At 71.2% G+C, this 24,309-nt stretch carries 22 protein-coding genes; 15 read left to right on the top strand and 7 right to left on the bottom strand.

Features of this window, described 5'->3' with window-relative positions; translation table 11 throughout:
* Positions 1 to 120 precede the first annotated feature (120 nt).
* From ACIBEJ_RS14330 to ACIBEJ_RS14290, 9 genes are all read left to right on the top strand, one after another.
* Positions 121 to 1,662, top strand: coding sequence for a heme peroxidase family protein (locus ACIBEJ_RS14330; protein WP_397183125.1), 1,542 nt, complete (start codon positions 121 to 123; stop codon positions 1,660 to 1,662).
* Between the two features lie 66 nt (positions 1,663 to 1,728).
* Positions 1,729 to 2,844 carry a response regulator transcription factor gene (locus ACIBEJ_RS14325; protein WP_397183124.1) on the top strand — a complete coding sequence of 372 codons (1,116 nt, stop codon included), beginning with the start codon at positions 1,729 to 1,731 and terminating at the stop codon, positions 2,842 to 2,844.
* 91 nt (positions 2,845 to 2,935) lie between these two features.
* Positions 2,936 to 4,024: an ABC transporter ATP-binding protein gene (locus tag ACIBEJ_RS14320; protein ID WP_397183123.1), complete on the top strand. Its 1,089-nt coding sequence runs from the start codon at positions 2,936 to 2,938 to the stop codon at positions 4,022 to 4,024.
* Positions 4,017 to 5,111: an ABC transporter ATP-binding protein gene (locus ACIBEJ_RS14315; RefSeq protein WP_397183122.1), complete on the top strand. Its 1,095-nt coding sequence runs from the start codon at positions 4,017 to 4,019 to the stop codon at positions 5,109 to 5,111. Before ACIBEJ_RS14320 ends, ACIBEJ_RS14315 begins: the two co-directional genes overlap by 8 nt.
* Positions 5,108 to 6,073, top strand: a complete 966-nt coding sequence (locus tag ACIBEJ_RS14310; protein WP_397183121.1) for a carbohydrate ABC transporter permease — start codon at positions 5,108 to 5,110, stop codon at positions 6,071 to 6,073. The genes ACIBEJ_RS14315 and ACIBEJ_RS14310 overlap by 4 nt, the downstream gene beginning before the upstream one ends.
* A 50-nt stretch (positions 6,074 to 6,123) precedes the next feature.
* On the top strand, positions 6,124 to 6,876 hold the full coding sequence (locus ACIBEJ_RS14305) for a carbohydrate ABC transporter permease (protein WP_376773478.1): 753 nt from the start codon (positions 6,124 to 6,126) through the stop codon (positions 6,874 to 6,876).
* A gap of 3 nt (positions 6,877 to 6,879) precedes the next feature.
* On the top strand, positions 6,880 to 7,155 hold the full coding sequence (locus tag ACIBEJ_RS14300) for a DUF2160 domain-containing protein (RefSeq protein ID WP_397183120.1): 276 nt from the start codon (positions 6,880 to 6,882) through the stop codon (positions 7,153 to 7,155).
* Between the two features lie 33 nt (positions 7,156 to 7,188).
* Positions 7,189 to 8,952, top strand: coding sequence for an ABC transporter substrate-binding protein (locus ACIBEJ_RS14295; RefSeq protein WP_397183119.1), 1,764 nt, complete (start codon positions 7,189 to 7,191; stop codon positions 8,950 to 8,952).
* Positions 8,953 to 9,532: 580 nt separating this feature from the next.
* Positions 9,533 to 10,612, top strand: coding sequence for a WD40/YVTN/BNR-like repeat-containing protein (locus ACIBEJ_RS14290; protein WP_397183118.1), 1,080 nt, complete (start codon positions 9,533 to 9,535; stop codon positions 10,610 to 10,612).
* Positions 10,613 to 10,840: 228 nt separating this feature from the next.
* On the opposite strand, the gene ACIBEJ_RS14285 is transcribed toward ACIBEJ_RS14290, so the two are convergent.
* Positions 10,841 to 11,599 carry a VOC family protein gene (locus tag ACIBEJ_RS14285; RefSeq protein WP_397183117.1) on the bottom strand — a complete coding sequence of 253 codons (759 nt, stop codon included), beginning with the start codon at positions 11,597 to 11,599 and terminating at the stop codon, positions 10,841 to 10,843.
* Positions 11,600 to 11,757: 158 nt separating this feature from the next.
* Between ACIBEJ_RS14285 and ACIBEJ_RS14280 the strand changes: the two genes are divergently transcribed.
* Positions 11,758 to 12,381 carry an alpha-ketoglutarate-dependent dioxygenase AlkB gene (locus ACIBEJ_RS14280; RefSeq protein ID WP_397183116.1) on the top strand — a complete coding sequence of 208 codons (624 nt, stop codon included), beginning with the start codon at positions 11,758 to 11,760 and terminating at the stop codon, positions 12,379 to 12,381.
* On the opposite strand, the gene ACIBEJ_RS14275 is transcribed toward ACIBEJ_RS14280, so the two are convergent.
* From ACIBEJ_RS14275 to ACIBEJ_RS14260, 4 genes are read right to left on the bottom strand one after another with little or no spacing between them, the layout of a single operon-like run.
* The gene (locus tag ACIBEJ_RS14275; protein ID WP_397183115.1) at positions 12,347 to 13,528 is read right to left on the bottom strand and encodes an MFS transporter; all 1,182 of its coding nucleotides are present in this window, start codon (positions 13,526 to 13,528) and stop codon (positions 12,347 to 12,349) included. The two genes, ACIBEJ_RS14280 and ACIBEJ_RS14275, sit on opposite strands and share 35 nt — an antisense overlap.
* Positions 13,529 to 13,538: 10 nt before the next feature.
* On the bottom strand, positions 13,539 to 14,075 hold the full coding sequence (locus ACIBEJ_RS14270; protein ID WP_397183114.1) for a CGNR zinc finger domain-containing protein: 537 nt from the start codon (positions 14,073 to 14,075) through the stop codon (positions 13,539 to 13,541).
* A gap of 29 nt (positions 14,076 to 14,104) precedes the next feature.
* Complete coding sequence (locus ACIBEJ_RS14265; RefSeq protein ID WP_397183113.1) at positions 14,105 to 14,473, bottom strand: DUF2203 domain-containing protein; 369 nt, start codon at positions 14,471 to 14,473, stop codon at positions 14,105 to 14,107.
* Positions 14,474 to 14,482: 9 nt separating this feature from the next.
* Entirely contained in the window at positions 14,483 to 15,163 is a 681-nt protein-coding gene (locus tag ACIBEJ_RS14260; protein ID WP_397183112.1) for a GntR family transcriptional regulator, read from the bottom strand.
* Positions 15,164 to 15,248: 85 nt separating this feature from the next.
* Between ACIBEJ_RS14260 and ACIBEJ_RS14255 the strand changes: the two genes are divergently transcribed.
* Positions 15,249 to 16,535, top strand: coding sequence for an MFS transporter (locus ACIBEJ_RS14255; protein ID WP_397183111.1), 1,287 nt, complete (start codon positions 15,249 to 15,251; stop codon positions 16,533 to 16,535).
* Positions 16,536 to 16,590: 55 nt separating this feature from the next.
* Here the strand turns inward: ACIBEJ_RS14255 and ACIBEJ_RS14250 are convergent, their stop codons facing one another.
* On the bottom strand, positions 16,591 to 17,883 hold the full coding sequence (locus ACIBEJ_RS14250) for an MFS transporter (protein ID WP_397183110.1): 1,293 nt from the start codon (positions 17,881 to 17,883) through the stop codon (positions 16,591 to 16,593).
* A gap of 260 nt (positions 17,884 to 18,143) precedes the next feature.
* On the opposite strand from ACIBEJ_RS14250, the gene ACIBEJ_RS14245 reads away from it, so the two are divergent.
* From ACIBEJ_RS14245 to ACIBEJ_RS14230, 4 genes are read left to right on the top strand one after another with little or no spacing between them, the layout of a single operon-like run.
* Positions 18,144 to 18,845 carry a sirohydrochlorin chelatase gene (locus ACIBEJ_RS14245; RefSeq protein WP_397183109.1) on the top strand — a complete coding sequence of 234 codons (702 nt, stop codon included), beginning with the start codon at positions 18,144 to 18,146 and terminating at the stop codon, positions 18,843 to 18,845.
* A 42-nt stretch (positions 18,846 to 18,887) separates the two neighbouring features.
* The gene (locus tag ACIBEJ_RS14240) at positions 18,888 to 19,442 is read left to right on the top strand and encodes a GNAT family N-acetyltransferase (RefSeq protein ID WP_397183108.1); all 555 of its coding nucleotides are present in this window, start codon (positions 18,888 to 18,890) and stop codon (positions 19,440 to 19,442) included.
* Between the two features lie 10 nt (positions 19,443 to 19,452).
* The gene (locus tag ACIBEJ_RS14235) at positions 19,453 to 20,037 is read left to right on the top strand and encodes a class I SAM-dependent methyltransferase (RefSeq protein WP_397183107.1); all 585 of its coding nucleotides are present in this window, start codon (positions 19,453 to 19,455) and stop codon (positions 20,035 to 20,037) included.
* Positions 20,038 to 20,089: 52 nt separating this feature from the next.
* Positions 20,090 to 20,530 carry a hypothetical protein gene (locus ACIBEJ_RS14230; RefSeq protein WP_397183105.1) on the top strand — a complete coding sequence of 147 codons (441 nt, stop codon included), beginning with the start codon at positions 20,090 to 20,092 and terminating at the stop codon, positions 20,528 to 20,530.
* Between the two features lie 474 nt (positions 20,531 to 21,004).
* Here ACIBEJ_RS14230 and ACIBEJ_RS14225 read toward each other — a convergent pair whose 3' ends face one another.
* A complete protein-coding gene (locus ACIBEJ_RS14225; RefSeq protein ID WP_397183104.1) occupies positions 21,005 to 24,220 on the bottom strand; it encodes a S8 family peptidase in 3,216 nt (1,071 codons plus the stop codon).
* Positions 24,221 to 24,309: the final 89 nt, after the last annotated feature.

Raw genomic sequence — 24,309 nt, 5'->3', positions numbered from 1 at the left:
CGGAAACCCTTGGGAAACCCGTTGGCCCCTGGGGTGATTGCGCCGCTCTTCCCGCCAAGCTCACACTCCCGATCGCGACGAAGCTTCCCGTCGAACCCCCCGTACAGAGGAGGAAGCACGATGCGTCGAGGACGGTTACCCCAGCCCACCACCGGCCCGTCCGCCGTGACCCGGCGGACCTTCCTCGGCGGCGTCGGAGCGAGCGCGGCGATCGTCGCGCTCGACCTCGACTCCGCCATCGCCGCCGCCGCCCGCGCCGAACAGGAGGGCACGCTGGTCAACAACTTCGGCCGGGTATTCAACCTGCCGCCGTTCGCCCAGGCGACGCCGCAGGTGAGGGCGGCGCTGACGGAGATGGGCAAACTGGGCGGCATCCTCGACGCCAAGGACCCGCTGCACGAGGGCCCGATCCGGCTGATCACGAACCCGGAGCTCAGCCCGGGCAACCGCGACAACCCCTTCCACACCGCGGGCACCACGTTCTTCGGCCAGTTCCTCGACCACGACATGACCTTCGACAACGCCTCCCCGCTGGGCGTGCCGACCCGGCCGGAGTCCTCGCCGAACCTGCGCACGCCCGCCTTCGACCTCGACACCGTGTACGGCGGCGGCCCTTCCGCCAGCCCGCACCTGTTCAACGCCGACCGGATCACGCTCAGGGTGGAGAGCGGCGGCCTGTTCGAGGACGTGCCGAGGCAGCCCGACCAGCGGGCGATCATCGGCGACCCGCGCAACGACGAGAACCTGATGATCTCGGGCATGCACGCGGCGTTCCTCGTCTTCCACAACAAGGTCGTCGAGCGCCTGCGCGCCCAGGGCACACCGGAGAACGCCCTGTTCGAGACGGCCCGCCGTACCGTGGTCTGGCACTACCAGTGGATCATCCTGAACGAGTTCCTGCCGCAGATCGTCGGCCGGCCGCTCGTGGACCACATCCTGCGCTTCGGCCGGCAGTTCTACCGGCCGCCGGGCGCGCCGTCGATCCCGGTGGAGTTCCAGATCGCCTACCGCTTCGGCCACAGCATGATCCGGCCGTCCTACCGGGCGAACCTGGCCGGGGACGGTGGGCAGCCGTTCTTCGGGTTCATCTTCGACCTGGTGGCCGAGGGCCAGGCCGACCCGGTGGACCTGCGCGGCGGCGCACGGGCCAGGCGGCGTTTCATCGGCTGGCAGACGTTCTTCAACTTCGGCGACGGCGAGGTGCGCACGAACAAGCGCATGGAAACCAAGATCTCCACGCCGCTCTTCCAGCTTCCGCTGCGCGCGATCCCCAGCGGGGACCCGCCGATCTCCCTCGCCACGCGCAACCTGCTGCGCCACCTCACCTGGTCGCTGCCGTCCGGGCAGCGCCTGGCCACGACGATGGGCATCCCGCACGTCGACACCTCCGAGCTCGGCCCGTTCGGCCTGGCCACGAGCGCGCCGCTCTGGTACTACGTGCTCAAGGAGGGGCAGGACCTCGGCGACGGCATCCAGCTCGCCGGCGTCGGCGCCCGGCTCATCGGCGAGGTCTTCATCGGCCTGCTGCAGAAGGACCCCGGCTCTTACCTCGTGGCCAGTCCGGGGTGGCGGCCGACGCTGCCGAGCCGCGCGCCGGGCACGTTCACCATGGTGGACCTGCTGCGCTTCGCCAAAGTCGATCCGGCCAGTCGCGGGCAGTGACATTCTGACAAGTTCCGGTAAGAGCGGTTTACAGACAGGAAGGCTTCTTTTAAGTACATTCTGCGTATGGCCATCCACGTGGCCGCGCACTCCGCAAACCGCCTGCTCCGCGAAGCGCTCGCCACCGCCCTCACCGGGCAGCCCGGCCTGAGCGTGTCCGGGCTCACCCAGCACCTGTCCGACCTCGAACGCCTCTGCCGCCTCCGCGACGTCGACGTCGCAGTGATCGACGTCGCGGACGACTTCGAGGAGGTGATGGGCAAGCTCCCCCGATTACGCGGGCGCGGCCTCGTGCTCACCTACGCGAGCATGGACGTGCGCGACGTGGTGCGGGCGGTGGGCGCGGGCCTGACGCTGGTGCCCTACTCACGGGGCCTGACCGCGCTCCTCGAAGCGGTACGGCGCTGCCCGTTCGAACCCCGCGCCCGCCCGGCCCACCCGCCCGTCCTGACCGAGCGCGACCTGGACGTCCTGGCCCTCGCGGCCTCCGGTCACAGCGTGCAGGAGGCGGGCAGGATGCTCGGCATCGCCCCGGCCACCGTCGAGAACCACATGCGCCGCATCTTCGCCAAGGCCGAGGTGCACAGCCGCGTCCACCTGGTCTCGCTGGCCGCCCGGCTCGGCCTGCTGTTCCGTTCCGGGTCCCGGCCCGGCACGGTCCCGACGGCCGTCGTCTTCGGCGGCCCGGGAAGGAGCAGGGACGCCGTCGTGGAGAACCTCATCCGCCAGCACCTGCCGGTGTTCGTGGCCGGAGCCCGCTGGACGCACGAGGACGACACGCTCATGCTCCGCCGGCCGATGGTGGCCGTGGTCATCGACGAGTCCGGAGCCTGGCACCACATGCACGCGCTCGGCGCCCGCGTGGTCGTCGTCACCGAGACCGCGTTCGGCCAGGTCATCATGTCCCCGGCGCCGGACGCGGTGGTGCCGATCGACGAGCTCGGCCGGGCCGTACACCCGGAGACGAGCAGGCGTGCGGCGGCGCGCTCGGCACTCACCGACCGCGAGCTGCAGATCCTGCGCTCCATCGCGACGGGTCATTCGGTACGGCAGACGGCCCAGGCTCTGGCCATCACCACCAAGACCGTGGAGAACATCCAGTCACGCCTGTTCAGCAAGCTGGATGTCCGAAATCGGGCCGAAGCACTGTCGGTCGGTTACGAATTAGGACTTCTTTCCTGAATCACATGTGCTGTTTGCGCAGAGTTGATGGCGATGTTAGATGGAAGAGCACGTTGGTTCAGGACAGCCACGACCTACCGCCGGAGGAAATGTGGCGCTGAGACTCGATGGCGTCCGCGTACGGCAACGCGGTGAAGTGTGGCTCGACGACATCAACCTGGAACTCTCCAGCGGCATGACGACCCTCATCGGGCCGCTGGCGGCCGGTAAGACCACCCTCATGCGGGTGATCGCGGGGCTGCACACCCCGACCGACGGCCGCGTGGTCGTCAACGGCGAGGACGTCACCTCGCTCCCGGTGCGCAGGCGCTCGGTGGCCTTCGTCTACCAGCGGTTCATCAACTACCCGTCGCTGACCGTCTACGAGAACATCGCCTCTCCCCTGCGCCTGGCCGCCGGCTTCCCGCGCAAGGACGTGGACGGCCGGGTGCGCGACGTGGCCGAGCTCATGGGCATCGCCGACCTGCTGGAGCGGCGCCCGGCCGAGCTGTCGGGCGGCCAGCAGCAGCGCACCGCGATCGCCCGCGCGCTGGCCAGGCCCGTCGACGTGCTCCTGCTGGACGAGCCGCTGGCCAACCTCGACTACAAGCTCCGTGAGCAGTTACGGGCCGACCTGAAGGCGATGTTCGAGGACTCGCCCGGCACCGTCGTCTACTCCACCTCCGACCCGGCCGAGGCGCTGATGTTCGCGGCGCCGACGGTGGTGCTGGGCGAGGGCCGGATCCAGCACGTGGGCGACGTGTCCCGCATGTACGACCGGCCGCCGTCGCTGGCCGTGGCGGCCACGCTGTCCGATCCGCCGCTCAACCTCCTGCCCGGCGTGGTGAACGAGGGCCGCCTGGAGTGCCTGGGCGTGCCGCTGTCCACGCCGGGGACACACTTCTTCGGCGACGGCATGGTGCTCGGCATCCGCCCCCACCAGGTGACGATCGAACGCACCCGGCCCGGCCAGATCGAGTTCCCCGCCGAGATCCGCCTGGCCGAGGTCACCGGCAGCACGACGTTCCTGCACCTGCTGCTGGCCGGGCGGCGGCACCTGGTGGCGCAGCTGCCGGGCACCCAGTTGTTCACGCCCGGCGAGCGCGCGGTGGCCTACGTCGATCCCGCGCACATCCTGATCTTCTCGGAAACGGGGGAACTGGTGGCCGACACCGCCACGGAGGTCGACCTGCATGGCTGACATCAGGCTGGAGGGCGTCGGCCACAGCTACGACGGCGGCCGCACCCACGCCCTCCACCCCATGACCTGGACCTGGTCCGACGGCCGCGCCTACGCCCTGCTCGGGCCGAGCGGCTGCGGCAAGACGACCCTGCTCAACATCATCTCGGGCCTGCTCACGCCGTCGTCGGGCCGGGTCCTGCTCGGCGGCCGGGACGTCACCGGCCTGCCGCCCGTGGCCCGCAACATCGCGCAGGTCTTCCAGTTCCCCGTGCTGTACGAGGAGATGTCGGTCTACGACAACCTCGCCTTCCCGCTGCGCAACCGCAGGTACCCGAAGGCCGAGGTGGACCAGCGGGTGCGCACGGTCGCCCGGTTGCTCGGCCTGGAGGAGCACCTCGGACGCCGCTCGCGCCGCCTCGACCCCGGCCGCCAGCAGATCGTCAGCCTCGGCCGCGGCCTGGTCCGGCCCGAGGTGGCCGCCGTCCTGCTGGACGAGCCGCTCACCGTGATCGACCCGGCGCTGAAGTGGACGCTGCGCAGCAAGCTCAAGGAGATCCACCGCGACACCGGCCACACGCTCATCTACGTCACCCACGACCAGACCGAGGCGCTGACCTTCGCCGACGAGGTGGTCGTGCTCAAGGACGGCACGATCGTGCAGAGCGGCGAGCCGGCCGAGCTGTTCCTGTCGCCCGCGCACGAGTTCGTCGGCCACTTCATCGGCTCGCCCGGCATGAACGTGCTCGACGCCGCCGTCGAGCGCGGCATCGTGCGGGTCGGCGGCGCCCTGGTCGGGCGCGCGGTGGGCGACGACGGCGCCCTCCCCGACGGTCCGGTACGGCTCGGCGTACGACCCGAGTTCGTCAGGATCAGCCCGGTCCCCCGCTCCCCCGGCCTGCGGGCCGGCGTCACGGGCGTGGACCGGATGGGCTCCTACCACCTGGTGCACGCGCGGGCCGACGGCGCCGACGGCGCCGACCTGGTCGCCAAGACCGATCCCGGCGACCACGGCGCGGCCGAGCACCTGCACTTCGAGCGGGCCTACCTGTTCCGCGACGAGGTCAGGTGCGGCACGCTGGCCGCCCTGGAAGGGAGCGGCGCATGACCACCCGCGACGTTCCCGCCACGGTCGCCGGCAGCCAGGTCGCCGGTGAGGTGGTGGCGCCGGCCGTACCTCGGAAGGAGCGGGAGGAGGCGCCCAGGGACCTCAAGCCCAAGAACAACCGCGCGTGGTGGCTCGTGCTGCCGGTCGTGGTGTCGGTGGCCTTCACCGCGGTGATCCCGCTGATGACCGTGGTCAACTTCTCGGTGCAGGACGTCTTCACCCCCACCGACCGCATCTTCGTGGGACTGGACTGGTTCCGCTCGGTCACCCGCGATCCCGAGGTGCGGGCGGCGTTCCTGCGCACGCTGATGTTCTCGGCGCAGGTGCTGGTCATCGAGATCCCGCTCGGCGTGCTGCTCGCGGTCTGCATGCCGCGGCGCGGCGCGTGGGTGTCGGTGGCGCTGGTCGTGGTCGCGCTGCCGCTGCTCATCCCGTGGAACGTCGTCGGCACGATCTGGCAGATCTTCGCCCGCGGCGACATCGGGCTCGGCGGCTGGGTCGTCAACAACGTGCTCGGGATCAACTTCAACTACACGCTCGACTCCACCGACGCGTGGATCACCGTGCTGGTCATGGACGTGTGGCACTGGACGCCGCTGGTGGCGCTGCTGGCGTACGCGGGGCTGCGCTCGATTCCCGAACCCTATTTCCAGGCCGCCCAGATCGACGGGGCCTCGGCGTGGGCCACGTTCCGGCACGTGCAACTGCCGAGGCTGCGCGGCGTGCTGACAATCGCGATCCTGCTGCGGTTCATGGACAGCTTCATGATCTACACCGAGCCGTTCGTGGTGACCGGGGGCGGGCCGGGCAACGCCACCTCCTTCCTCAGCATCCTGCTATCGAAGATCGCGGTGGGCCAGTTCGACCTCGGCCCGGCCGGGGCGTTCTCGCTGCTGTACTTCCTCATCGTGCAGATCGCCTGCTACGTGTTCTTCACCGTGCTGACGAGGAGCGGGAGATGAGACGGCTGCCCTGGGCGCGGACGGTCTTCTGGCTGTACGTGGCGACGCTCATGCTGCCGCTGCTGTGGATGTTCGGCATGTCGATCCGGCCGAACGACGAGATCCTGGGCAGTTTCTCGCTGCTTCCGCAGAACGTGACGCTGGAGAACTACGTCACGTTCTTCACCGACTCCGCGTGGTACTCCAGCTATCTCAACTCGATCGTCTACACCTCACTGAACACGGTGTTCTCGCTGATCGTGGCGTTGCCGGCGGCGTACGCGTTCTCGCGGTTCCGCTTCGCCGGGGACAAGCACCTGTTCTTCTGGTTGCTGACGAACCGGATGGCGCCGCCGGCGGTCTTCCTTCTCCCCTTTTTCCAGATTTATCAGAGCGTGGGGTTGTTCGACACGCACCTCGGGGTGGCCATCGCGCACATGCTGTTCAACGTGCCGCTGGCGGTGTGGATCCTGGAGGGGTTCATGTCCGGGATCCCGCGCGAGATCGACGAGACCGCGGCCATCGACGGCTACTCGCTGCCCCGCTTCTTCTTCAAGATCTTCCTGCCCATGATCCGCTCGGCCATCGGCGTGACCGCGTTCTTCTGCTTCATGTTCAGCTGGGTCGAGCTGCTGATCGCCCGGACGATCACCTCGGTCAACGCCAAGCCGATCGCCGCCACCATGACCCGCACCGTCAGCGCCGCCGGGATCGACTGGGGGCTGCTGGCCGCCGCGGGCGTACTGACGATCATTCCGGGCGCGATCGTCATCTGGTTCGTCCGCAACTACATCGCCAAGGGCTTCGCGCTGGGGAGGGTGTGACAGGTGCTGGAGTGGATGGTCTGGACGCCGCCCACCGCACTGGTGTTCGCCGGGCTGGCCCTGCTGCTGGTCGTCATGGCCGTCTGGGCGCGGCTGTCGCCGCCGCTGGCCAGACGCGGTTTCCTGCGCATCGAGACCGACAGGGGCGACCGGCTCTACATCGGACTGATCAGCGCGGCGGTGGTGCTCGCCGGGTGGATCGCCGTCACCGACCTGTCGATGTGGCTCGCGCTCGGGTGCGCGGTCCTCGTCGCGGCCGTGATCGGGATATGGGGTTGACCTGCGCCCCCTTGCTCGCGAGAGGAGTCGGACATGTCGCACACACTCAAGAGGCACGCGGCCGGGCTGGGCGTTCTCGTCCTGTTGCTGGCGGGGTGCTCCAGCGGGAGCAAGCCGTCGAGCGACTTCCGTGAGGAGAACGGCAGGGCGGCGGCCAAGAGGTGGGTGGACAGCGAGTTCACGCCCTCGACGCTGACCAAGGACCAGCAGCTCGCCGAGATGGAATGGTTCCTGAAGGCGGCGGCGCCGTACCGGGGGATGGAGATCAACGTGGTGTCGGAGACGATCACCACGCACGAGTACGAGTCGCGGCAGCTCGCCAAGGCGTTCACCGAGATCACCGGGATCAGGATCAAGCACGACCTGATCCAGGAGGGCGACGTCGTCGAGAAGCTGCAGACCCAGATCCAGGGCAACCAGAACATCTACGACGCCTACGTCAACGACTCCGACCTCATCGGGACGCACGCGCGCGGCGACTACGTGGTGCCGCTGTCGGACTACATGGCCGGGGAGGGCAAGAACGTCACCTCGCCGACGCTCGACCTCAAGGACTTCATCGGGATCAGCTTCACCACCGGGCCGGACAAGAAGGTGTATCAGCTTCCCGACCAGCAGTTCGCGAACCTGTACTGGTTCCGCTACGACTGGTTCACCGATCCGGAGATCAAGAAGCAGTTCAAGGCGGCGTACGGGTACGACCTGGGTGTGCCGGTGAATTGGGCGGCTTATGAGGATATAGCCGACTTTTTCACGAACAAGGTCAATGGAAACGGGCAGATCGCCGGCAAGAAGGTCTTCGGGCACATGGACTACGGGCGCAAGGACCCCTCGCTCGGCTGGCGCTTCACCGACGCGTGGCTGTCCATGGCCGGCAACGGCGACCCCGGCATCCCGAACGGCCTGCCCGTCGACGACTGGGGCATCCGCGTCGAGAACTGCCGCCCGGTCGGCTCGTCGGTCACCCGCGGCGGCGACACCAACGGGCCCGCCTCCGTCTACGCCCTCACCAAGTACGTGGACTGGCTCAAGCGCTTCGCGCCCAAGGAAGCCGCCGGCATGAACTTCAGCGAGTCGGGCCCCGTCCCCGCGCAGGGCAACATCGCCCAGCAGATCTTCTGGTACACCTCCTTCACCGCCGACATGACCAAGCAGGGCCTGCCCGTCGTGAACGCCGACGGCACCCCCAAGTGGCGCATCGCCCCCAGCCCGCACGGGGCGTACTGGAAGGACGGCAACAAGCTCGGCTACCAGGACGCCGGATCCTGGACCTTGCTCAAGAACACCCCCGCGGAACGGCGCGCCGCCGCCTGGCTGTACGCCCAGTTCGTCACGTCCAAGACGGTGTCGCTGAAGAAGTCCATCACCGGGCTGACCTTCATCCGCGACTCCGACATCCGCAGCCCCTACTTCAGCGAGAACGCCCCCAAGTACGGCGGGCTCATCGAGTTCTACCGCTCACCGGCGCGCGTCCAGTGGACCCCGACCGGCACCAACGTCCCCGACTACCCCAAGCTCGCCCAGCTCTGGTGGCAGAACGTGGCCACCGCCGTGACCGGCGAGACCACGGCCCAGCAGTCCATGGACAACCTGGCCAAGCAGCAGGACGACATCCTGTCCCGCCTGGAACGGCGCGGTTACGGCGGCGCCTGCGCCCCCAAGCTCAACCCTGAGCAGCCCGCCCAGCAGTGGCTCGACCAGCCCGGCGCCCCCGCCCCCAAGCTGGCCGACGAACGCGGCAAACCACAGACCGTCGACTACGACAAACTGATCGCCCAGTGGAAGTCAGGCGACTGACCCCCTCTTGCCCCCCTCACGCGCGCCCCTCCTACCAGGCGGCGCGCGTGAGGGCCCACACCACCACCCCACGCCACACGTGACGACCTCACACCCCACGACACACGTGACGACTTCACGCACCGCCCCAGGCCACGGCCGCAAGTAGTGTCTTTGCGCACCACCCGGCAGCCCGCCTGGCGCCCCGTGCGGCCCAGCGCACACCAGCGCTTTGTCGCGACGTTGCCCTGCCCCCCGGCACACGCGCCCATGCGCGCCGCCTCCCGGCCGCGCGCCTCGGACGGGCACTCCGCACACGTCACTTCCACGCGACACGGCGCGCGTGAAGCCGCGCATGCAGACAGCCGCACACCCGGAGCCGCGGATGCAACGCCGCGCGAAGCGGCACGCACGAAGCGGCACGCACGAAGCAGCACGCACGAAGCGGCGTGGCTGGGGAGGTGTGGGTGGGGAGGTGTGGGTGTCGTGGTGTGGGTGACGTGGTGTGGGTGACGTGGTGTGGGTGACGTGGTCTGGGTGACGTGGTCTGGGTGACGTGGGTGGTGGACGGGGTGGGAGGGGCGGGCTTAGCTTGCTCGGCATGAAGTTACGTATCGCGATCACGGCCGTAGCAGCGGCCTGTGCGCTGATCACACCCCTGCCCGCCCAGGCCGACACCCCCGACCTCGGCGGCCTCACCGGAGGCGACCTCCTCCGCTGGGAACTCAAGCAGACCGGCGTCACCAGCCGCCTGCGCGGCCTGGCTCCGGTGAGCCGGGATGTCGTGTGGGCCTCGGGTAGCGAAGGGACCGTGCTCAGGACGACGGACGGCGGGCGTACCTGGCGGGATGTCTCCCCGCCCGGCGCGCAGGCGCTGCAGTTGCGGGACGTCGAGGCGTTCGGGGCGGACACGGCGGTGGCCCTGTCCATCGGGGAGGGCGCCGACTCGCGGGTCTACCGGACCGAGGACGCGGGCCGTACCTGGACGGAGACCTTCCGCAACGACGAGCCGCGCGCCTTCTACGACTGCATGGCCTTCTTCGACCGCCGCCACGGGCTGGCGATGAGCGATCCGGTGGACGGCAGGTTCCGCATCCTGTCGACGTCGGACGGCGGGCGGAGCTGGAAGGTGCTGCCGTCCGACGGGATGCCGGAGGCGCTGCCCGGTGAGGCCGGGTTCGCGGCGAGCGGGCAGTGCCTGGTCACCTCCGGCGGCCGGGACGTGTGGCTGGCCAGTGGCGGGGCCGAGCGGGCGCGGGTGTTCCACTCGCGCGACCGCGGGCGTACCTGGACCGTGGCCGACTCTCCGATTCCGGCCGGCGATCCGGCCCGTGGCGTGTTCGCCCTCGCCTTCCGCGGTCCGCGCCAGGGCGTCGCGGTCGGCGGCGACTACCGGCCCGGCCAGCCCTCTCCCTCGGCCGGGGCCTACTCCACCGACGGCGGCGCCACCTGGCGTCCCTCCCGCGTGCCGCCGCCCGCCTACCGCTCGGGCGTGGCCCTGCTCCCCCTGGCCGCGATCGCCGTGGGCCCGACCGGCAGCGACATCTCCTTCACCGGCGGCAGGACCTGGCACACGTTCGACACCGGGTCGTTCGACACCGTGTCGTGCACGCCCGACCTGAGCTGCTGGGCCGCGGGCGAACAGGGCCGCGTGGCCCGCCTGACCCTGGCCCGCCGCTAACCGACCGTCGTCCCCGCCGCAGCGCTGAGGCCGCCGGGATGGCCCCCTGCCCGGCCGCCAGGACCGGGCAGGGGACGCACCCGTCCCGGCCAACCTAGAACCAGGCGGGGGACGCACCCGTCCTGGCCGAACCCAGGACCGGGCAGGGGGCGCACCCGTCCCGCCCAACCCAGGACCGGACATGGGCGTACCTGTCCCGGCCGGGACGGGTCGGGAGGGCGGGATCGGTCAGCCGGAGCTGGTCATGACGGCGAAGCGGACGCCGTGTGGGTCGGTCAGGGTGGCGAAGCGGCCCACCCCCTCCACCGACTCGGCGGCCAGCGCCACCGCCCCGCCCAGCGCCTGCGCCTTGGCCACGGCCGCGTCACAGTCGCGCACCTCGAAGTACGGCAGCCAGTGCGGCGGCACGCCCGGCATCGGCACGATCCCGGCCATGCTGTCGTCGGCGCCGCCGCCGGGCGGGGTGACGACGGTGTAGTTCATCCCGCCCATCGCCATGTCCTCGAAGCTCCAGTCGAACACCGACCGGTAGAACGCCCGCGCGTCCTCGGCGGAGGGCGTGTAGAGCTCGGCCCAGCACAGCGAGCCCGGCTCGGTCACCAGCTCCAGCCCGCTGCCCCCGACCGGCTGCCAGATCGCGAACTGCGCCCCCGCCGGGTCGCTGAACTGCGCGATCCACCCGTCGGGCCCGATCTCCTGCGGCACCATGCGAACCGCTCCCCCGGCCTGCTCGACGGCCTTCGCCCCGGCGTGGGCGTCGGTGCTGCGGAAGTAGACGATCCAGGCCGGGCCGGCCCCCTCCTCGGTGAGCTTCCCCACCGCCGCGACGGTCTTGCCGTCCTGCTGGAACGACCCGTAGTCCGCGCCCTCCATGGTGTGGTGGCTCCACCCGAACAGCTCGGTGTAGAAGGCCACGGTCGCCGGGAGGTCGGGGCTGCCCAGGTCGAGCCAGATCGGGCTGCCGGGAAGGTTCTTGGTGGTGAGCATGGCGTGCTCCTTCGTGTGATGGATGGTCGGCCCGCCGCCGCACGGTGCGGAGGGGATCGAGGGCGACGCCGTTTCCCAGCGTCGCACCTGGCGTCGGCGATGAGGAGAGCCTAGCGAGATTCGAATGGATGTTCAGGCGATCGCGTACAATCGAACACATGACTGCGCTCTTCCAAGGCTCACTGCTCGACCTGGACGAGGAGCCGGGCCCGCGCCCGCTCGCGCCGGTGCGCACCCGGCTGTCGCGGGGCGCGTGGATCGACGTGCTGCCCGGCTGGCTGGGCGGCGCCGACGCGCTGTTCGAGCGGCTGCTGCGCGAGGTGCCGTGGCAGGCGGAGCGCAGGGTCATGTACGACCGCGTGGTGGACGTGCCACGCCTGCTGAAGTTCTACGGCGAGGACGAGCCGCTGCCCGACCCGGTCCTGACCGAGGCCAGGCGGGCGCTGGACGCCCACTACGCGCGGGAGCTGGGCGAGCCGTTCCGCACCGCGGGCCTGTGCCTCTACCGCGACGGCCGCGACAGCGTGGCCTGGCACGGCGACACCATGGGCAGGGGCGCCGCCGAGGACACCATGGTCGCCATCGTCTCGGTCGGCACGCCGCGCAGCCTGCTGCTGCGTCCCCGCGGCGGCGGCCCCTCGGTGCGCCGCGAGCTGGGCCACGGCGACCTCATCGTGATGGGCGGGAGCTGCCAGCGCACGTGGGAGCACGCCGTGCCGAAGACCGCGCGACCGTGCGGGCCGCGGATCAGCGTGCAGTTCCGTCCGAGCGGGGTGCGCTGAGCGACATCGCCCAGTAGGCCGCGACCGCCACCGCCTGCAGCGCCGCTCCGGCCGCGAGCGCGAGAGGCACCGAGTGTACGGCCAGCGGCCCGGCCACCGCCGACCCCGCGGCGAACGAGGTGATCTTCAGGCTGGCGCCCGTGGTGAAGATCTGGCTTCTGAGCCGGTCGGGCGCGTCGCGGTGCCGTACCGCGAAAAGGGCGGTGAGCTGCGGCCCCTCACCCACGCCCGCGACAGCGGCGGCCAGGACGGCGAGCGCGAAGGAGTCGGCGAGCGCCGCGACGGCGGTGCCCACCCCGACCACGGCGGTGGCGGCCACGAGCGCGCCGTCGGGCCACCAGCCTCCGGCGGCGGGCGTGCGGCGGGCCAGCAGCGCGTTGGCGCCGAGCGCGGTGGCGGCGGTCACGGCCAGGAGCAGCGCGCCGAACCCGGCGCTGCCCACGAGCCGCTCGCCGAGCAGCGGCGTGCACACGACCAGCATCGCGACGCCCGCCATGGAGATCATCGAGGTCACGGTGGCCCGGCGCAGCGAGGGGTTGCCGGTGATCGCCCGCACGCCCGCGAGCAGTTCGGCCACCACGGACGCGCCCTTCTCCACGCGCTCGCGCGGCGGGAGGGTCAGGGCGACGGGCAGGGAGGCGGCGATGAGGACGCAGGCGGCGATCACCGGCGGGGAACCGCCGCCGAGAGCGGCCATCAGCCCGGCGAGGGCGGGTCCGAGCAGGGCGGCGACGTTGTAGGAGATCGAGTCGAGGGCGTTGGCGCGCGGCAGCGACCCGGCGGGCACGGCCAGCGGGAGCTGCGCCGTCCAGCCGCCGCTCAGCGCGGGCCCGAGCAGTCCGGTCAGCACCGCGAGCCCGATGACGAGCCCGTCGGGCGCCCGGCCGAGAAGGGTGAGGATCACCAGGAGCCCGCCCGCGTACCCGGTCAGGCACCAGGCCAGCAGCCGGCCGGGCCGCCGCGCGCGGTCGAGCAGCACGCCGAGCAGCGGCCCGCCGACCGAGGCCGAGACCGTCAGCCCCGCCAGCAGCCACCCGGCGACCGCGGGCGACCCGCTGACCGCCAGCCCCAGGACGAGCAGGGCGGGTCCGGACATGTCATCACCGGTACGCGCCGAGGCCGCCCCGAGCATGTAACGCCATAACATGCAAGAGACGTTACAGCTCCCGGGCGGCGGCGCGATGGGCGGCCACCCGTTCCCTGGTCGCGCAGCGCGGCGAGCAGTAGCGCCTGGGGCTGCCGCCCGAGGTGTCCAGGAACGGCCGGCCACAGCTCACGGACGCGCACAACCCGGCCGGGACACGCTGATGGTCGGCCAGCAGCACCGCCATCGCCATCGCCGAGGAGGCCAGGAACCACTCCGCCCACGGCGCGTCGTCGTCGCGGTCCACGTGCAGGTGCCAGGTCGTCGTGCCGCCGTGGTCGGTCAGGCGGGGCGGGCGGGCGGCGCCGGACAGCAGCCGGTTGAGCAGCCGCGCCGCCTCGTCCATGGACGGCGCGGCGAACAGTTCCATGAGGCGCCGGGCGGCCGTGCGCATCGCGGCCACGTCGCCGGGCGACAGCTCCAGCGGCCCGCGCTCCCCGTGCGCGCGCAGGACCGCGGCGATCGAGCCGGGCGTCGGTTCCTCCCACAGCAGGGCCTCGCACAGCGCCACCGCCCGCGCCGCCATCGCCTTGGTCGAGTGCGCCTCCACCCCAGCAGGGTACGGCGTCGGGCGAGGGACTATTCGCGCAGGAGCGGCCGCCGCCCGGCGAAGCCGAGCTCGTCGCGGTGGTACCAGCCCAGCTCGCTCTCGCCCTCGATCCAGCACAGTCCCACCGGCCGCCCGCCGATCACCGAGGGGAAGTCGAGCAGCACCGGCGCGATCCCCTTCACCTGCAGCCCGCGCTCGTGCCAGCCGCTGATGATCTCCTCGATCCGCGCCTCCAGGCCCTTGAGCTCGGCCAGCCCGCCCAGCGGGGAGACGCCCTCCTGCTCGCGGTCGTAGGCGATCTCGGCGAGGTCGGCGCGCGCGGCCACCAGCCGCTCGGCCTCTTCGAGGATTCCCGGCAGCATCTCGCGCGCCTCGTCGACGGTGAAGGTCCGCTCCATGTCCGCACGCTATCGGCTGGGGTCGTAGGCGCGGACGAGGAGCCGCTCGGCGTCGTCCAGATACTCGGCCAGGAACTTGGCCGCCTCGGCCGCACGCCCCGCCTCGATGAGCTCCAGTAGCTCGCGGTTGCGCGCGACGAACGGCTCGTGGAAGGTACGCGGGTTCTTCATCACGTGGAAGACCAGCCGCAGCTCGGCCAGCAGTTGCCGCATGGTCTCATCCAGCCTGGGACTGCCGTTCATGGCGGCCAGCGCCTGGTGGAAGCGGATGTTGGCGGTGCCGACGCCGCGCCAGTCGTCGGCCGCGGCCGCTCTCTCGGCGTCGGCGACCGCCTCCCTGATCACCGCCAGCGCCGCCCCCGTGGGGCGCCGGCGCACCGCCGCGTCCTGGAGCACGCGGCGGACGCGGTAGAGGTCGGCCACGTCCTCGGCCGACAGCACGCGGACGAAGACGCCGCGGTTGAGCCGGTGGTCCAGCAGCCGTTCGTGGCCGAGCAGCCGGAACGCCTCGCGCAGCGTGTTGCGCGAGACTCCGAGCGCCTCCGAGATGGACTCCTCCGACAGCCGCTGCCCCGGCTCGAAGAAGCCCTCGATGATGCGCTCGCGCAGGATGTCGGCCACCCGCTCCGCCGTGCTGGTACGCCCGAGCCGGGATCGCTCGTGCTCGAGGTCCGCAACCGCGTCATCCACATGTAACAGACAATCACCCCACAAACCTCTTGTCGAATTGTTCAACGATCCTTACGTTGAGAGATAACCAACGAAAGGCGATGCGATGTCTGGCTCCCCCCAACAGACGCGGCGGGTGATCCTCGCCAGCCTGGTCGGCACGTCGCTGGAGTGGTACGACTTCTTCCTCTACACGACGGCGTCGACGCTGGTCTTCGGCAAGCTGTTCTTCCCGACGCTCGACCCGCTCAACGCCACTCTCGCGGCGCTGGCCTCCAACGCCGTCGCCTTCGTCGCCCGGCCGCTCGGCGGCGTCGTGTTCGGCCACTTCGGCGACCGCGTGGGACGCAAGACCGTCCTCGTCGTGACGCTGCTCATGATGGGCGTGGCCACCTTCCTCATCGGCGTGCTGCCCGGCTTCGAGTCCGTCGGCGTGCTGGCCCCGGTCCTGCTGGTGACGCTCCGCTTCATCCAGGGCCTCGGCCTGGGCGGCGAGTGGGGCGGCGCCGTCATCATGACGATGGAACACGGCGACCAGCGCCGCCGCGGCTTCAACGCGAGCTGGCCGCAGGTCGGTGTGCCCGCCGGCTACGTCCTGGCGACCGCCCTGCTGACCGTGCTGTCGCTGACGCTGACGGACGAGGCTTTCCTGTCGTGGGGGTGGCGTGTGCCGTTCCTGCTGTCGGGTGTCCTGGTTCTGGTCGGTTTCTGGGTACGGCGCCGCATCTCCGAATCCCCGCAGTTCGCCGAGATCGACACCAAGGGCGCGAAGGCCAAGATGCCTCTCCTGGAGGTCATCCGCACGCACCCGAGGGCACTCCTGTCCGCCTTCACCGCCCGGATCGGCGTGGACGTGGCCTTCTACACCTTCACCGCCTACATCCTCGTCTACATCACCGGCACGCTGGACATGGACCGTTCGGTCGGCCTCAACGCGGTGCTGATCGGCTCGGCGCTGCAGTTGTTCCTCATCCCCGCCTTCGGCGCCCTGTCCGACCGCGTCGGCCGCCGCACCGTCTACCTGGCCGGCGTCGTGGCCGCCGCCGTCTGGGTCTTCGCCTTCTTCCCCCTGCTGGAGACCCGGTCGTTCCCGCTGATCGCGCTCGCCGCCGTCGTCGCCCTCGTCACCCACGCCGCCATGTACGGCCCGCAGGCCGCCTTCATCGCCGAGCTCTTCAGCACGCGGCTGCGCTACAGCGGCGCCTCCATGGGCTACCAGGTGGCCGGGATCGTCGGCGGCGCGCTGGCCCCGATCATCGCGCTGAAGCTCTTCGACGTCTACAAGTCGACGCTGGCGGTGTCGGTGTACGTGGTCATCGCGCTGGCGGTCACCGCGATCGGCCTGGCCATCGCGCCGTCCGTTCAGGAGGAGAAGGTTCCCCAGCGAGCCTGAGCCGCCGCGGAAGGGGGCGCCGGGCGGCGGCTGCCAACGCCGCCCGGCGCCGGGGTCAGGCGGCGGCCTTCGCGCCGCGGCGCGCGGGCCGCCAGCCGCCCTTGAAGGCGGCCATCGACAGCAGGAAGACCACCTGGCCGGCCAGACCCACGAGCAACCACGCCTGCCAGCCGCCCCCGGCCACGACCTGCGGCGACACGATGAGCAGCACCACGATCATGACCCGGACGACCATGCCCCAGATGCCCAGCGCCGCCCCCTGCAGCCGCGACTCCACGTCCTCCGCGTCCTCGGAGAAGTTGGCCATCCACGGCACGTACGCCACGCCCATGAACAGGAACATCAGCGCGTAGACGACGGTGATCCGCGTGGCGGAGGCGCCGGAGCCGATCAGGCTCACGTAGTAGCCGAGCGCCGCGATCGTCAGGACCGTCCCCACGGCGGTGAACGGCTTGCGCGTCTGCAACCGGTCGGAGACGCGGCCGACCACGACGACGGCCAGCGCGTTGAGCAGGATGCCGACGGCCACGACGCCGTTGGCGGCGGCGGTCTCCATGCCGAACGCCTCGTTGAGGATGGTCGGGCCGAAGATCGCGAAGGTCCAGTAGAGGACCTGCCAGGCGGTGTTGCCGAACACGTGCGCCCACAGGTGCGGGTGCCGGAACAGCTCGCGCACCCGGCCAGGGTCGATCTTCTCCTCGACCCTGACCGCCGCCTCGGCCCGCATCACCTGGGCGCGCAGCGCGGCCGACGGCTCGGCGATCTGCCAGATGATCACCCCGCACAGCACCAGCGAGACGACGCCCATGATGATGGCCTGCGACTGCCAGGCGTTGCCGAACATCGGCAGGGTCACGCTGGCGATCAGCGAGGCCAGGAACGCGGCGCCGACCGGCCCCCACGTCCAGAACCCGAACGCCTGCGCCCGCCCCAGCCGCGGCGAGAAGTCGCGCACGAGCGAGGCGGTGATGGTGATCCCCGCGCCCTCGATGAACAGCATCAGGCACCTGACCACGAACAGCCCCGTCGTGGTCTCGACGGTGGCCAGCAGGAAGTTGCAGGCGGCGGTCACGGTCAGGGTGGGCACGAGGATCGTCACGCGCCCCCACCGGTCGGACAGGATGCCGCCGAACCCGGCCGACAGGCCGCCCACGAGCACCGAGGCGGCCGCGATGAGGCCGTAGACCTCCAGCGTCATGCCGAGGTCCTGGCGCAGCAGGGGAAGGATGGTGGCGATCGTGGTCTCGAAGTTGGCGACCAGCGAGGCGAGCACGGCGACGGCCAGCAGGCGGATGCGGTTGGCGCCCACCGGATACACGTGCAGTTCGCGGACATAGAACGGCTTCATCCCAAGTCCTCCGGGTTTAGGACTGTCGCTCTAGAACGCGTTTCTAGTTGCTCCACCCTGCTCTGGTTCGTCACCATTCGTCAACGTTTGCGAACGTCACGATGTGATCTCGATCACACTGATGCCATGACTGATGCCGTGATCGAATCGCAGCCAGGTTTCGTTACATGAATCAGTGAATGGGCATAAAATGCGCGCCTGTGAGCCTGCCTGTACGTGAACGTTCCCCCCGGCCCGGTGGCGGTCGCCACCGTCGTCCGGTGCCCGCGTCGCTCCCCCCGGACGCCCCCGTGCTCGTGCTCGCCTGCCCCGGCGGCACCGACGGGCCGGCCGCCGACATCGCGGCCGTGGTGAGGGTCGACAACCCGCAGATCGAGGTACGCCTCACCGCTGTCGCCGAACTCGCCCAGGCGCTGGCCGAAGACCGGCCCAGCGTCGTCGTGCCGCTGCTGACCTGGGACGACCCCGTCGTACTCGGGGAGATCAGCAAGATCGTGGCCGGCGGCGGCGCGGAGGCCGCCGTCACCGAGGCGCTCGGCCCGCACCCGCTGCTGGCCGAGGCGCTCCACATCCGCCTGGCCGAGCGCGGCCTGGCCAGGGCCGACCGCGTGCGCCTGCTGAACGTCGGCAGCCCCGTCGACGCCGTCATCCTCGGCACGCTCGGCGGCGAGCAGGCCGTCGCGGCCGCCCAGCCCACCGCCGTGCTGCTGGCCTCCCGCCTGACGATGCCGGTGGTGGCCGCCTCCCTCGACAGCGAGCCCGGCGTGGCCGTGGCCGCCCAGCGCCTGCGCGCGGCCGGCGCCGAACGCCTCGCCATCGCCCCGTGCGCCATCGAGGCCCCCGCCGGCCTGGTCGAACAGGCCGCCACCGAGATCGGCGCCGGGCACGCCGACCTGCTCGGCGCGCACAGCGCGATCGCCGAACTTGTCGCGCGGGCTTACGGTAGTCAACTAGCGACTTGACAACACTTGTAAAGATCACTATGTAGGCGTTAACGTCAGCGCATGCACTGCGTCAACGTCGTCGGCGAGCGTCTCGGGCTGCGGGACGTCACCCCTGCCGACGTCGACGCCCTGCACGCCATCTACGGCAACCGCGCGGCCACCGAGCATCTGCCGTTCAATCCACGATCCCTCGACGAGGTCGCCGGGATCGTCGAGGAAGCGATGGCCGCAGCCGCGACCGAACCCCGGCGCCTCTACCTCCTGGCCGTGACCGATCCCGACCACCACGGTGTGATCGGGGTCGCGCGCCTGCACGTCGAGGCCGACCACCCGCACAGCGCGGAGATCGGCCTCGGCCTGCGACCCGACCAGTGGGGGCGCGGGATCGGGACCGACCTGATCAGGCTCCTTTTAGGCTTCGGCTTCCGGTCGCTGGGCCTGCACCGCATCTGGGGCGCCCGCTCACCCGCCAACATCCCGGCCCAGCTCGCGATGCTGACCGCCGGGATGATCGAGGAGGGCAGGATCCGGCACCACGTGCTCGCCCCTGAGGGCTGGCGCGACTCCATCGTCCACTCGGCCATCGTGGACGAATGGAACTCCCTCTACGTCTAGAGTGACGCCGATGTGGAACCACAACATCGCCTTCCACCCCTTCGTCCTGGCGAACGTGCCCGCCGGATGCGCGCGGGCGCTGGACGTGGGCTGCGGGGACGGACTCCTGGCCCGCGAGCTGTCCGCCCGCTCCGCCGGCGTCACCGGCCTCGACGTCTCCCCCGAGATGATCGCCGCCGCCAAGGCAGCCGGCGGCCGCCCCGACTACCTCCTGGCCGACTTCCTCACCGCCGACCTGCCCGAGTCGTCGTACGACTTCGTCACCTCGGTCGCCACCATCCACCACATGGACTTCACCGGCGCGCTGACCAGGATGTCCCGGCTGCTGCGCCCCGGCGGCCGGCTCGTCGTCATCGGCCTGGCCCGCAACGCCACTCCCCTGGACTGGGTGATCGACGGGATGAGCGTGGTCAAGCACCAGGTCGCCTCCCGCGTCCACGGCGGCGCGGTCCAGAACGCGCCCGTCGCCGAGCCCACGATGACCTGGTCCGCCGTCCGCCGCGAAGCCCTCGCCCTGCTGCCCGGGGCCAGGTGGCGGCGGCGCCTGCTGTGGCGCTACTCCCTCACCTGGACCAAACCGCCGCGTGCCGCGTGAGAATGTCGGTGCCGCCCCCTACGATGAGCGACCTCACGGAAGGGTGCCTGCCATGCTCGATTCGCTGATCGTGCCGTTGCTCGTCACGACGGACCTGCCGCCGGACGCCGACCTGGCCGGGTTCGGCGCGCTCCTGGTGGAGACGGCGCGCGAGCTGCCCTATGACGCGTTCCTCGCCGGTAAGGTCTTCTGGCTGGACCGGCCCGTCCTGCCGCAGCAGCGTCCCGCCTCGGAGACCGAGCTGCGCTTCGCGGCGATGCTGGGGTATGTAGCCGCGTCGGGCGCCGGGCACGACAGCCGCCAGGTCGTCGCCGACGTACGGCGGGCCGCCACCACGGCCATCTCCAGCCGCTACGGCGCCGGGGCCGCCGCTCCCGCGGTCTTCGCGATCCGGGACCGCGACATCCGCGAACGCACCCCGGACACCGCCCTGTACGTCGACACCCGCGACGCCACCCCCGACCTGGTAACCGCCACCCGCCCCTACCTCTGACCCCCTGCCCCGCCCCTGCCACGGGACCACACCTCTGGGGAAGGACCACGCTCAGGCTCGGAGGCCCCACCACCCAAGGGGCACGGCCACGCCCGGCCTCGGGGGCCACACCACCCGTGGCCGCGGCCTCCCTGCCCGGCCGGGACGCGGCGACGCCCCGGAGCGCCGGCCGGAGACGGCTGCGAGCCTGCCTCTCGCGACCCAGCCGCTGGGCCGGGCCCGGTCGCCGGGTTGTCCACGGGCATGCCGTCCGCTCCTGCCTCAGCCACCGGGCCACTGCGCCGTTCCGGCGTTGCCTCGACCCGGCCGCCGGACCGGACTGGTCACCGCTACGGGTGGCCGAGCGGGCTTTCCCGGGTTGGGCATTCAGCGCGACCCCGACACGGGCCATGGTCAAGCCGGGCATCCGGGACGGGCTTGGGGGCGTACCACGAGGGCTGATCCGGTGGTGGGTCACCGGATCAGCCCGTGGGGTCAGCGCAGCCGGAAGGCGCGTTCGACGGTCTGGCTGACCGTCGCGCCCGCGCTGTCGCGTGCCGTCAGGCGCAACGACACCGAGTCGCCCGAGCGCGGCAGGTTCAGCAGCAGCGCGCGCCACGAGTCACGCCCCGCCGGCACCACGGCGGCCCGATGCCACGTGCGGCCGTCGGCGGAGAACTCGGCCGTGACCCGGGTGATCGGCTTGTTCGCGCCCTCCATGCGCTCCAGCCGCAGCGGCAGCGCCATCAGGCCCGGCCGCGTGGCGTTGTTCAGGTCCAGCTCGGGCTCGGCGCGCAGGACGAACAGCGGCACCGCACCGGCGCCCGCCGAGGTGAACGACCACTCGGTGATGAGCTTGGCCGACAGCTCGGTGGCCGCGGGGTCGGCCGTGCCCTCGACGCGGAGCTGGAAGCGCCCCGAGCCGGACGCGACGGGCAGCGTCACGGTGTAGTCGGGCAACTGCTTCGCCGACCCGACGACCTTGCCGTCGCGCAGCAGCGTGGTGGTGCCCGAGCCGTAGTCGCTGCTGCCGGTGACGCGGTCGCGTCCCGCCGCGTGCCACAGGGGCAGGTTGCCGACCTTGAACTCGGTGTCGGTCCTGGTCACCAGGGTCCGGTCGCGCAGGGCCGTACCGACGACTCCGGAGTTCCATCGCTCGTGCTCACGTCGTCCGGCGCGGTAGGTGCGCGCGTCGGCGTGCTCGATGGTCTGGTGAAGTCGCCCGTTCGGCATCGTCTCGAAGGCGCGCTCCCAGGGGATGCCGGGGGTGAAGTACCAGGTCTGGGTCATGGGCAGGGCCGTGACCACCTGGCTCCAGCCGGTGTAGCCGTCGCCCAGGGGCCCGCCGGCCGTGGGTCCGGCGCCCGGGGCTCCGGTGGCGCCCGCCCGCAGGGTGGCCAGGTCGGCGCTGACCCGGCCCAGCTCGCGGTCACGCATCCGCAGCTCGCCCGGCACCATGCCGTCCTTGCGCAGCACCAGGTTGTACACGTACGGGCTGTCGGTGAACCGGCCGTCCGCACGCAGGGCGGCGAGCTGCGTGAACTTCTCGAAGCGGAACCCGGCCGTCTTCGCGGTCGTCGGCGCGACGCGGAAGCGCAGCGGGTCCGGCGAAACGTTGCGCGGCAGGGAGAAGCGGTCGATGGAGAAGCCGGCCGCCCATTCCTTGCCGTCCGTGCGCTTCTGGAAGAACACGAACTCCTCGCCGGCCGTCCTGGCGTCCTGCCGGTCGGTCTTGACCTCCATCATCTTGGCGGTCCTGGCGTCGAAGACGACCTCGCGGTCGGCCTTCACCTCCAGGCCGGTGATGGGCACGACGCTGAGCTCGGAGTGGCCGTCGGGGAAGTGGGTCCGCATGACGGTGTACGCCAGGTAGCGGCCGGCCGGAACCCGGATCGGGCCTTCGCTGTCACCGTGGTTGATGCCCATCTGGATGAGCGGGCCGCCGTCCTCCGGCATCAGCGTCATCGGCATGAAGTCCTCAGCGTCGTCGGGGACGGTGCCGAGCTGGTCGATCAGCTTGACGTGCAGGTTGTAGCTCTCCGGCTCCTTGGCGAAGCTGACCAGCGTCGACAGGCTCACGCCGTCGGCGGTGGCGGTGATCCGCCCGCCGTACGCGGTGGGGGTGGCCGCCGTGGGCGCGACGGTCACGGTGACCGGGGCGCTGCCGCCCGCCGGCACGGTGACCTGCGCGGCAGACAGCGCGAACACGCCCTGCGGCGCGGCCTTGCCCGCGAGGTCGGTGGCCTCCAGCGCGAGGTTCAGGGTGACGGGCGCGGTGCCCGCGTTGCGGTAGGTGAGGGTGCGCTCGATCCCCTTGTCCTCGTACGGCCAGCGCAGGTGGCCGAAGGCGAGTGTGCCGGCGTCGGCGGTGACGCCCTGCCGTACCGCCTTGGCCACGTCGAGGCGGCCGGTGCCGTGCTCCCAGACGCTGCCCCCGGTCTTGACCGAGCCGACCAGCGCGGCCTTGATCTCCTTGGAGGTCCAGGCGGGGTGCTGCTGGGCGAGGATGGCCGCGGCGCCGGCGACGTGCGGGGTGGCCATCGAGGTTCCGGACATGCGCACGTGCCCGCCGGTGCCCGCCTCGGCGGCGTTGATGGCCACGCCGGGAGCGGTCAGGTCGGGCTTGAGCGCGTAGTCGCCCGCGCGGGGACCGCGGCTGGAGAAGGTGGCGAGCTTGTCCTCCACGTCCACGGCGCCGACGGTGAGCGCCGCGTCGGCGCTGCCGGGGCTGCCGAGGCTGCCCGGCCGGGGGCCGTCGTTGCCCGCCGCGATGACGAACAGGACGTCACGCTCGGCGGAGATCCGCTCGACGGTCTGCTCCAGCGGGTCCAGGCCCTCCTGGTCCGGTGCGCCGAGGCTCATGTTGACGACCTTGGCGCCCTGCTGGGCGGCCCACTCGATGCCCTCGATGATGTCGGAGGTGTAGCCGCGGCCGCCGTCGTCGAGCACCTTGCCGTTGAGCAGCCGCACGCCTGGCGCGACGCCCTTGGCCGCGCCCTGGCCGGCGATGGTGGAGGCGACGTGGGTGCCGTGGCCGTCGCGGTCCACGGCGTCGGCGCTCTCGCTGAAGTTGGCCGCCGCCTCCACGCGTCCGGCCAGGTCGGGGTGGCTGTCGTCGACGCCGGTGTCCAGGACGGCCACCTTGACGCCCTCGCCGGTGAATCCGGCCTTCCACGCCTCCGGCGCGCCGACCTGCGGCACGCTGCGGTCGAGCGTGGCCTTGACCGGCGCGTCCAGCCACACCTTGCTCACCGACCGGTCCTGGCTGAGCTGGGCCCAGGTGGCGCCTTCGGTGGCGACGGCGTTGATGGCGGCCAGCGGACGCGCGCCGGACAGCGCCGTCATCGGCGCCGCGCCCTGGCGGTACTGCACGATCAGCGGCAGCCGCTTCTCGCCGAGACCGTCCTTGATCAGTTGCGGGACCCGGAAGAGGTTGCGGTCGAGCACGCCTCTGGCCACGTCGCCCGCGACGTCGAGCGGGATGAGCGTCCAGTCGTCCTTGGTGCCCTCGGTGATGTAGCGGACGTTCGTCCGGCCGGGACCGGCGGTGAACGTGATCCTTCCGCCCTCCACGCTCACCCGGTCGCCGGTGACCAGCGTGACGCTCTTCGCAGCGGCAGCGTCGGTTAAGTCTGTTTCGGCGCCAGCCGACGGGGTCGCGGCCAGCGCCGCCGCCAGGACGGCTGCCGCGACCAACGTTCTGCCTACCATGCTTGTCTTCCTCTCTCCCTGACGAGGAGAGTCGATCAAGAGTGCGATGCGGCGACAAGCGATCGGGGTGGCAGTTTCGGTCATGTCAT

It is taken from the genome of Nonomuraea sp. NPDC050790, from assembly GCF_044456745.1.
Lineage (GTDB): Bacteria > Actinomycetota > Actinomycetes > Streptosporangiales > Streptosporangiaceae > Nonomuraea.
The sequence above is the reverse complement of the archived record's forward strand: the minus strand, read 5'-3'. Positions and strand labels throughout refer to the sequence as shown.